The 9,487-nt window shown below is 72.2% G+C and carries 11 protein-coding genes; 7 read left to right on the top strand and 4 right to left on the bottom strand.

What is annotated here, in order from left to right; translation table 11 throughout:
• The 5 genes from AB0O34_RS30530 to der form a co-directional block, all read left to right on the top strand.
• Positions 1–1,352 (top strand): pseudouridine synthase (locus AB0O34_RS30530; protein ID WP_363921291.1); only part of this gene is annotated, 1,352 nt, incomplete at its 5' end.
• A 52-nt stretch (positions 1,353–1,404) separates the two neighbouring features.
• Entirely contained in the window at positions 1,405–1,764 is a 360-nt protein-coding gene (gene aroH / locus AB0O34_RS30525; protein WP_363921290.1) for a chorismate mutase, read from the top strand.
• Positions 1,761–2,855 carry a prephenate dehydrogenase gene (locus AB0O34_RS30520; protein ID WP_363921288.1) on the top strand — a complete coding sequence of 365 codons (1,095 nt, stop codon included), beginning with the start codon at positions 1,761–1,763 and terminating at the stop codon, positions 2,853–2,855. The genes aroH and AB0O34_RS30520 overlap by 4 nt, the downstream gene beginning before the upstream one ends.
• Before the next feature lie 100 nt (positions 2,856–2,955).
• Complete coding sequence (cmk, locus tag AB0O34_RS30515) at positions 2,956–3,591, top strand: (d)CMP kinase (protein WP_363921305.1); 636 nt, start codon at positions 2,956–2,958, stop codon at positions 3,589–3,591.
• 58 nt (positions 3,592–3,649) lie between these two features.
• Positions 3,650–5,101, top strand: a complete 1,452-nt coding sequence (gene der, locus AB0O34_RS30510; RefSeq protein ID WP_363921286.1) for a ribosome biogenesis GTPase Der — start codon at positions 3,650–3,652, stop codon at positions 5,099–5,101.
• Positions 5,102–5,163: 62 nt separating this feature from the next.
• On the opposite strand, the gene AB0O34_RS30505 is transcribed toward der, so the two are convergent.
• The 4 genes from AB0O34_RS30505 to AB0O34_RS30490 form a co-directional block, all read right to left on the bottom strand.
• Complete coding sequence (locus tag AB0O34_RS30505) at positions 5,164–6,705, bottom strand: MFS transporter (RefSeq protein ID WP_363921284.1); 1,542 nt, start codon at positions 6,703–6,705, stop codon at positions 5,164–5,166.
• A gap of 106 nt (positions 6,706–6,811) precedes the next feature.
• The gene (locus AB0O34_RS30500; RefSeq protein ID WP_363921283.1) at positions 6,812–7,543 is read right to left on the bottom strand and encodes an LppX_LprAFG lipoprotein; all 732 of its coding nucleotides are present in this window, start codon (positions 7,541–7,543) and stop codon (positions 6,812–6,814) included.
• Between the two features lie 163 nt (positions 7,544–7,706).
• The gene (locus AB0O34_RS30495) at positions 7,707–8,111 is read right to left on the bottom strand and encodes a hypothetical protein (protein WP_363921281.1); all 405 of its coding nucleotides are present in this window, start codon (positions 8,109–8,111) and stop codon (positions 7,707–7,709) included.
• 453 nt (positions 8,112–8,564) lie between these two features.
• Positions 8,565–8,933: a hypothetical protein gene (locus AB0O34_RS30490; protein ID WP_363921279.1), complete on the bottom strand. Its 369-nt coding sequence runs from the start codon at positions 8,931–8,933 to the stop codon at positions 8,565–8,567.
• Between the two features lie 113 nt (positions 8,934–9,046).
• Between AB0O34_RS30490 and AB0O34_RS30485 the strand changes: the two genes are divergently transcribed.
• Positions 9,047–9,223 carry a hypothetical protein gene (locus tag AB0O34_RS30485; RefSeq protein ID WP_363921277.1) on the top strand — a complete coding sequence of 59 codons (177 nt, stop codon included), beginning with the start codon at positions 9,047–9,049 and terminating at the stop codon, positions 9,221–9,223.
• Positions 9,220–9,456 carry a hypothetical protein gene (locus AB0O34_RS30480; RefSeq protein ID WP_363921274.1) on the top strand — a complete coding sequence of 79 codons (237 nt, stop codon included), beginning with the start codon at positions 9,220–9,222 and terminating at the stop codon, positions 9,454–9,456. Before AB0O34_RS30485 ends, AB0O34_RS30480 begins: the two co-directional genes overlap by 4 nt.
• Positions 9,457–9,487: the final 31 nt, after the last annotated feature.

The raw sequence follows: 9,487 nt of genomic DNA, 5'->3' as shown, positions 1-9,487 counted from the left end.
TCCGCGACGATCGCGGAGGTCCGACCGGCGGCGACCGCCGTGGCTCCTTCCGCGACGACCGTGGCGGCTCGTACGGCGACCGCGGCGCCTCCGCGCGTGGCGGCTCGTACGGCGGCGACCGCCGCACGTCCTCCCGCGACGACGACAGAGGCACCTTCCGCGCCGGCCGGGGTGGCTCCCGCGAGCGGTACGGCAGGGACGAGACCGGCCGCGACCGTCCGGTCCGCGAGGAGAGCCGCTACTCGGGCGACTCCAGGGGCGGCTCCCGTGGCGGCGGCTACGACCGGCGCGACCGGAGCGACGAGGTGCAGACCATCGGGCGCTCGGAGAGTCCCTCCCGTGGCCGGTACGGCCGTCCGGAGCCGGGCCGCTCAGGTGGCCAGGCAGGCCGTTCGGGTGGCCAGGCGGGCCGTCCGGGTGGCCAGGCCGGTCGCGGCGGAGCCTCGGCGGGCCGCGGCAAGGCGACGCGAGGGGGAGCCCCCGCGGCCAGGAGCGGAGGCTTCGCGGGGCGCGGCCAGGCGGCCCGTCCCGAGCGCGCGGGTGCCTTCAAGACCGCACGCCAGCCGCTGCGCGACCCCGACTTCTTCCCGTCCGACTACGTCGACGAGCGCGACACCACCGAGGTGCCCGACGGCATCCGGCTGCAGAAGGTGCTCGCCCAGGCCGGCGTCGCGGCTCGCCGCACGTGCGAGGAGATGATCGGCGAGGGCCGCGTCACCGTGGACGGCCAGGTCGTCCGCAGGTTCGGCGCCCGGGTCGACCCCGCCAAGCAGGTCATCCACGTCGACGGCAAGCGCATCCCGACCGCGCCCGACCTCGTGTACTTCGCGATCAACAAGCCGATCGGCGTCGTCAGCACGATGTCCGACCCCGAGGGGCGCCCCGCCCTGTCCGACTACGTGGCCGACCGCACCGAGCGGCTGTTCCACGTCGGGCGTCTCGACACCGAGACCGAGGGCCTGATCATCCTGACCAACGACGGCGAACTGGCCCACCGGCTCACCCACCCGAGCTTCGGCGTGCAGAAGAAGTACTGGGCCAAGGTGCCGGGTCCGATCCCGCGCGACCTCGCCCGGCGCCTGAAGAGCGGTGTCGAGCTGGAGGACGGCATCGCCAAGGCCGACGACTTCAAGATCGTCCAGGAGCACGGCCAGCAGGCGCTGGTCGAGATCGTGCTCCACGAGGGCCGCAAGCACGTCGTCCGGCGGATGCTGGAGCAGGAAGGTCACTCCGTGATCGACCTGGCCCGCATCGAGTTCGGCCCGGTCAAGCTTGGGCGGCTCAAGCCGGGCACGGTGCGGTCGCTCACGCTCAAGGAGGTCGGCGACCTTTACGCCGTCGTGGGAATGTAACCTGTCCGGAAAGCCAGGGCTGTACCGGGCGGCAGGGTGAGAAGGGGATGACATGGTGCGGGCCATCCGGGGTGCCACCCAGATCGACTCCAACGATCGGGAGGCGATCCTCGTCGCGGTGACCGAGCTGGTCAGCGAGGTCATGGAGCGCAACCGCCTGACCACCGACGAGGTGATCAGCGTGATCTTCACGGCCACGCCCGACCTCACCGCCGAGTTCCCCGCGCTCGCCGCCCGCAAGCTCGGCTTCCACGACGTGCCGCTGATCTGCGCGAGCGAGATCGACGTCCCGGGCGCGCTGCCTCGCGTGGTGCGCCTGATGGCGCACGTGGAGACCGACCGGCCCCGCCAGGAGATCCAGCACGTCTACCTCCGCGGGGCCGTCGCCCTGAGAGTGGACATCGCCCAGTGAGCGACGACCCGACCGGCATCCGGAGCGTCCTGGTCGTCGGCACCGGCCTGATCGGCACCTCCGTCGCCCTCGCCCTGCGGGAGCACGGGATCACGGTCAAGCTCGCCGACCAGGACGCCGGCGCCGTGCTGCTGGCGCGGGAGCTCGGGGCGGGTGAGGAGTGGGCGCCCGGCGGGGAGCGCGTCGATCTCGCCGTGGTCGCCGTGCCGCCGCAGTTCGTGGCGCAGTGGCTGCTCGACCTGCAGAAGACCGATGCCGCCCGGTTCTACACCGACGTGGCCAGCGTCAAGGCGCTGCCCATCGCGCAGGCGGCCCAGCTCGGCTGCGACATGGGCACCTACGTCGCGGGCCACCCGCTCGCCGGCCGTGAGCGGTCCGGCCCGGCCGCGGCGCGCTCCGATGTTTTCCTCGGCCGCCCCTGGGCGTACTGCCCGGGCCCGGAGACCTCGGCGGAGGCCGTCGAGGCCGTCCTGTCCCTGATCAAGCTGTGCGGCGGCAACGCCGTCGAGGTCGACCCTGTCGCCCACGACGAGGCGGTCGCCCTGGTCTCGCACGCCCCGCACGTCGCGGCGTCGGCCGTGGCGGCCCGCCTGGCCGACGCCTCCGACACCGCGCTCGGCCTCGCCGGGCCGGGGGTGCGCGACGTGACCCGCGTCGCCGGGGGAGACCCGGGCATGTGGACCGTCATCCTGTCGGGCAACGCCCGTCCGGTGGCCGAGATCCTGGAGGCGGTCGCCGACGACCTCGCCACCGCCGCGGCGGCCCTGCGCGCCGTGTCGGTCGACGACGGCGCCGCGATCGGCCGGGTCACCGAGCTGCTCAGGCGGGGCAACACCGGCCAGAGCCGCATCCCCGGCAAGCACGGAGGGCCCCCGAGGTCGTACGCCGTGGTCCAGGTCCTCGTCGGCGACCGTCCGGGCGAGCTGGCCCGCCTCTTCCAGGCGGCCAAGGACGCCGGGGTCAACATCGAGGACGTCCGCCTGGAGCACACCCCAGGGCTGCTCCTGGGCGCCGCCGATCTGTCCGTCCAGCCCGAGTCGGCGGAGGTTCTGGCCAAGGCCCTCCGCTCGCACGGATGGCACGTCCCGTAGGGGCGACGATGCCCGGGTGGTGGACGTTTCCCGGTAACCTCTTTGCGGACAACTCAATCGGGACGCAGAGGGAGAAGCCGTGACCGCACTGGTCGTCGCCATGGACGGCCCTTCGGGGTCGGGCAAGTCGAGTGCCTCGCGCGGAGTGGCGCGCGCGCTGGGATTCCGCTATCTCGACACCGGGGCGATGTACCGCGCGATCACGTGGTGGATGCTGGAGCACGGCGTCGAGGTGACCGACCCGGCGGCGGTCGCCGGCCGGGCCGCCGAGCCCGTGCTGGTCATCGGCACCGACCCTGAGGCTCCCGGCGTCACCGTCGACGGCGTCGACGTGGCGGTCCAGATCCGCACCCACGAGGTCACCTCCGCGGTCTCCGCGGTCAGCGCCGTCCCCGAGGTCCGCGGCCGGCTGGTCGCCGAGCAGCGCGCCATCATCGGTGGGGGCGATATCGTTGTCGAGGGCCGTGACATCGGCACGGTCGTGGCCCCCGCAGCGCCGGTCAAGGTCTACCTCACCGCGAGCCCCGAGGCCCGCGCCCGCCGGCGCACCGCCGAGCTGAGCGGCACGACGGTCGCGGCGCAGCAGGCCGAGATGGCCCGCCGTGACACCCTGGACTCGACGCGTAAGGCCGACCCGCTGGTGATGGCGGCCGACGCGATCGAGCTCGACACCACGGAGCTCAACCTCGAAGAGGTCGTCTCCGAGGTCCTGAGACTTGTGAAAGAGCGCACCTGACCGGTGACGCCGCGAGGCGGGCGCAAGACGCCCCGCCCCGCCGAGCCGCTGGAGAAGAGTGAGCACAAATGGAAACGGACGTGACGTGACGGGGGAGTACGGCGACGAGGGCGGCTGGATCGAGGCCCATATCGCGGAATTCGAGGACGACGGCGTTGTCACAGAAGAGGAGCCGGATTCCGGTCCACTTCCGGTGGTGGCCGTGGTCGGGCGTCCCAACGTGGGCAAGTCCACGCTGGTCAACCGCATCATCGGCCGCCGCGAGGCGGTCGTGGAGGACGTGCCGGGCGTGACCCGTGACCGCGTGACGTACGAGGGCACCTGGCGAGGCCGCAGGTTCACCCTGGTCGACACCGGCGGGTGGGATCCCGACGCCACCGGCATGGCGCTGCGCATCGCCGAGCAGGCCCAGATCGCGGTCGAGCTGGCCGACGTGATCCTGTTCGTCGTGGACGCGACGGTCGGGGTCACCGACGCCGACGAGACGGTGGCCGCGGTGCTCAGGCGCGCGGGCAAGCCCCTCGTGCTGGCCGCCAACAAGGTCGACGACCAGCGCATGGAGCTGGAGGCCACCTCGCTGTGGTCGCTCGGGCTCGGCGAGCCGCAGCCGGTCTCGGCCCTGCACGGCCGTTCCAGCGGCGACCTGCTCGACATCCTGCTGGACGCGATGCCCGACGCCCCGCCGCAGCGCTTCGGCGCCGAGCGTGGCCCTCGCCGCATCGCCCTGGTCGGCAAGCCCAACGTCGGCAAGTCGTCCCTGCTGAACAAGCTGGCGGGCGAGGAGCGGGTGCTGGTCGACCCGATGGCCGGCACCACCAGGGACCCCGTCGACGAGCTGATCGAGCTCGGCGGCAAGCCCTGGCGCTTCGTCGACACCGCGGGCATCAGGCGCCGTGAGCGTGAGCTGCAGGGCGCCGACTTCTACGCGGGCATGCGCACCAAGGCCGCGCTGGAGCGGTCCGAGGTCGCCGTGGTGCTCATCGACGCCTCCGACGTGCTCACCGAGCAGGACCTGCGCATCATCAGCATGGTGATCGAGTCGGGCCGTTCGATGGTGGTCGCGTTCAACAAATGGGACCTGGTCGACGAGGACCGGCGCTACTACCTGGAGAAGGAGATCGACCGCCAGCTCGTCCGCGTCCCGTGGGCCCTGCGCGTCAACATCTCCGCCAAGACCGGGCGGCACGTCGAGAGGCTCGTCCCGGCGATCGAGCGCGCTCTGGAGTCCTGGAGCACGCGCGTGTCCACGGGCCGGCTGAACACTTTCCTGTCGGAGCTGGTGGCGGCCACGCCGCCGCCGGTCCGCAGCGGCAAGCAGCCGAAGATCCTCTTCGCCACCCAGGCGTCGACCGAGCCGCCCAAGTTCGTGCTGTTCACCTCGGGCTTCCTCGAGGAGACCTACCGCCGCTTCATCGAGCGCCGCATCCGCGAGGAGTTCGGCTTCGCCGGCTCCCCGGTCGAGGTCACCATGCGGATCCGCGAGAAGCGCGGCGCCCCGAAGAAGAAGTAACCGGCACCTCACCCGGGACCCCATGATTCTCATGGGGTCCCGGCCCATTTCGGGAGACCGCTCTATGCGGAGCGGCGGGGGAGGGCCAGGGCGGTGACGGCGCCGATGCCGCAGAGGATGGCCGTCAGCAGGAAGATCTCGGTGTACTCCGTGTGCAGGGCCTCGCTGACCTTGGCGGTGTACGCCGTGAGACGCCGGGCGTACTCCGCGGCCTCTACGCCGAACGGCAGCGGCGTGTCCAGGTGCGCGGTCAGCGACTGGAAGCGGTGGAAGCCCCAGGCCGAGAGCCCGGCGACGCCCAGCAGCATGCCCATCATGCGGGCCACCACGACCGCGGCCGAGGCCACCCCGTGCCGTCCCGCGGGGGTCACGCGGAGCACCGCCGAGGAGATCGGGGCGATCACCGCGCCGAGCCCGAGACCGGCGATGACCAGGTCGGCGTCGACCCGGGGGAGGCCGAGGGGATACTCGGCGGCGGCCAGGTCGACGGGCCACCGCGAGATCAGCGCGTAACCGGCGCAGGCGACGGCCAGTCCGGCCACGGCGACGACGCGCTCGCCGTACCGCCGGGCCAGCACGCCTCCGAGGAACGCGGCGACGGCCAGCGCCACCAGGAACCTCGACAGCACCAGCGCCCCGCCCACGGTGTCCTTGCCGAGCAGCGTCTGGGCCGTGAACTGCACGTCCACCAGCGTGACCAGCAGCGCGGCGCCGGTCAGGAAGCTCGCGGCGAGCGAGGCGAAGAACGGGCCCTTCCGCACGCCCGACATGTCCAGCAGTCGGGTCTTCGACCGCAGCTCCCACACGACGAACAGCACCGCGGCGACCACCCCGGCGGCGATGGCCGGTGCGCCCCACGAGGGAAGGACCGCCTTGTCGGGCTCGGGGTTGTACAGCCCGGCCACGAGCAGCCCCAGTGCCAGCGCGAGCAGCAGGCCGCCCACGACGTCGACGCGCGCCCGGGGGCCCCTCCTGGTGGCAGGGGGAGGCACCGTGCGGTGTACGGCGATCGCCGCGAGGAGCGCGAGGGGGATGTTCACCCAGAAGATCCCACGCCATCCGACGAGAGCGGCGAGACCGGCCCCGTACAGCGGACCGAGAACGCTTCCCAGCTCCTGTGCGGCTCCCACGGCTCCGAGGGCCACCGGGCGGGCATGCTCGTCCCACAGGTCGCCCACGAGGGCCATCGTGATCGGCAGCAGGGCCCCGCCGGCGATCCCCTGGAGCGTACGGCCGGCCGTCAGCATCGGGATCGACCCGGCGAGGGCCGTCACCGCCGAGCCCGCCGCGAACCCGGCCAGGCACGCGTGGATCAGCGGGCGGCGCCCGTACCGGTCGGAGAGCTGCCCGAGCAGGGGCATCGCCGCGATGTAGCCGAGCAGGAAGCCGGTGACGACGGGCGTCGCCCGTTCAAGATGGTTGAGCGGCACCCCCACGTCCTTGGCGATGTCGATCAGGACGGTGACCACGACGTAGGCGTCCAGCGCGGCCAGCAGCACGGCGGTGCCCCCGACGCCCAGGGCCACACGACGGGTGGCCCCAGCACCGGGCGCGGGCGGCTCAGCGGACGCCGCCCCCGCGACGGGGTGGGACGGGGTGGTCATCGGTGATCCTGATGGGACCCGCGCGACGTGGTCGCCCCGAGGTATCGGTGATCTTGATGGGACCGGTGGGAAACGTCTTCGAACCGGGAGGCGGTGTTCATCTGGGCTACTTCGGTGGGGCGGTGATCGTGACCGGGGCGTCGTAGTCGCCGAAGGTGACGACGACCGTGCCGGCGTTGGCGCCGCCGCCTATGGGCAGGCTCGCCTTGAGCAGGCGGTTCGTGGCCTTGTCGATCCACACCTGCCCGTTCACCCCCTGGTTCACGCCGGGCACCAGCGCGGTGATGACCTGCTGCGACAGGGTCACCGCGACGCGGTACGCGGCCACGCCGCCGATGCTCTCCTCGGCCTCGGTCTTCGGGTCGGACGCGGTGGCGAGCAACTGGGCGACCCCCTTGTCGGGGCTGAGGATGGCCGACGGATCGTAGATGCCGGCCAGCTCCTTGCGGGTCATCGTCTGGTATCCCCCGGTAGGACCCTTGAAGTACACGGTGTCGCCCTTCAGGACGAAGTTGAGCTCCTGAAGGTTACCGAGGACGTCGATCTGGAGCGTGCCCTTGGCGTCGGCCTCCTTGGTCAGTGCCCCCTCAGCGTGCTTGACCGGGACGGGTGGCTTGCCTTCGGTCGCGATCGTGAAGGCGACGGTCTTGACCGACTTCATCGCCTCCGAGGACTTCTTCACGAGATCCTGCCCGCTGGGCAAGGCGGCGGCCTCCGGAGACGAGGTGCACGCGGCGACCAGACACAACGGGATGAGGAACTGCGCCAGTATCCACGGCAGACGAGCGCCGGGCACGTGGAGACGGGGCGACCAATAGGTGAGCGACCTTTTCGACACAGCCCGGATGCTAGCGATCGCCGGCCGGACCACAGCGGTTTTCGCGGGTATCGGTTTGAGGTCGCCCCGTCTCACCTGCCCGGTGATAGGCGACGCGGGAGCCGGCCCACGGGCTGAGAGCCCCCGCTGACCGGCCGGTGGCGGGCTCGCTCACCCGGTGTGTTCATGCCGTCGACCGCGCGTGTCCGGCGTCGCCGCAGGCGGCGCACTTCTGCTCGTGCGGAGCGCGCAGCAACTCCTTCAGCGGAATGAACGCTCCACACTGCTTGCAGGTGCCGTAGAGCCCACGATCCATCCGCTCGATGGCGGACTCGATCTCGATGACGTGCAGCCGCACCTGCCGGAGGGAGGCCCCCACAGCGTTCCCGGAGCCGCTCAAGGGGTTCCCGGAGCTTTCGGAGCGCCAGGCGACGGCTCCGCTGTGGCCGGCTTCCTGCTCCACGAGCCGTCGCAGCTCGGCTCTGGCCACGACGAGCCGTTCCTCCAGCAGGAGGCGGAGCTCCTCCAGCCGCGTGACGTGCCGCTGGTAGTCCTCCATGAGGCTGTGCACGGACTTGATCTCGGCCATGACGGCATGACTCCTCACTCGATGGATGGGCGGCGCCCGCCTGCCGGGGCCTGATACGGCCGCCGGGCGCGGCACGGCGCGAGCCGGGGGTACGGATGGGAACGTGGTGAGCGGACCTGGAACTCAGGTGTGGATACGGGCTGCCGGGCACGCCGACGGCCGACCGCGCGGCGCCGGGTACGGGCGGGCCGGTCCGGCTACCGCATGCGCGGCTCAGGCCTGTGGCCGAAGCATGGGCACGTGGCCGCGTGCCGGGTGCGCCATGCGCTTCCCGCCGCAGGCCGGGAGCCGGGTACGCGGCCGGCGGGTCGTGCCGTGCGTGTTTCGGCGTGGGCGACAGGCGTGGGCGCGTGCTGGCCGGCGCGTGTCCCCGTCATGTGGATGGGGGCACGCGGTCGCGCGGCCAGGTATGCGGCGCGTTTCGCGGCGCGTGGCAGGAAGAACCGGCTCCGGCTAGGCCTGGGGCGGGCTGCGGGAGCCCGCGGTGCTATGAGCGGTCTGCTGGGGACTGCGGATCGCACCTGAATCGGGCCAGGTGGTGACGAGGAGCGACGCCGGTGCGGCGGGTTCGGGAGGGGAGTGGCGAAGCCAGTGGGCCGGCGGGTGCTCCTGGCCGGGGGAGGACATCGGCGGCGTGGTCGAGGTCTCCACGACCCAGCCCGTGGGCGCCCACACGTCGGTGGCGACGCTGGACGGCTGGACGGCGGGGTCGTTCTCGTACCAGGCCGGGGTGAAGGCGACAAGTGTCAGGGCGAGCAGGAGCAGGCCCACCACCGATGTGAAGGCGGTGGACCCGTGCGCGCTTCGCCCCCAGGTCGCCATGGAGCCGACCATAGCCCAGCCACCGGAAAAGAGCACACACCTGCTCCGGAGGGCTGCCCCCCTCATGGCTTAACGGGCCCTCATGGCGCACCGGGCCGATCAGCACCGAGGACGTGGCCCGCATCGAGACCGCGATCGAGGCGAAGGCGGGCGAGGTGACCAAGCAGCGGGACGAGCTGATCGGCCCGAGCCTCGGCGAGGAGCTGCGACGCGACGCGCTCATCGCCCTCGGCGTGGCGCTGGTGGCCCAGTTGCCGACGCGATCCTGCAGACGGTGCCGCGCACGGTGAACACCGGCATCGGGGCGCTGTTCATCCTCCTGGCGCTGGCGGTGTTCGGAGGCGACTCGCTGAGGGACTTCGCGATCGCGCTGCTCATCGGCATCGTGACCGGCACGCTGTCCTCCTCGTTCGTGGCGGGGCCGGCCGCGATCGAGCTGGAGAGGTTCAGCACCCGGCCGCCTCCCCGGCCCGCCGAGCGGCGCGCGCCCCAGCGCCGCGAAGGATCGGGCGCCGTGGTGTGAGCACGGCCGTCCGGGCAACCGATACCACCCG

Source organism: Sphaerisporangium sp. NPDC088356, assembly GCF_040685555.1.
In the GTDB taxonomy this organism is placed as follows: Bacteria; Actinomycetota; Actinomycetes; order Streptosporangiales; family Streptosporangiaceae; genus Sphaerisporangium.
The sequence above is the reverse complement of the archived record's forward strand: the minus strand, read 5'-3'. Positions and strand labels throughout refer to the sequence as shown.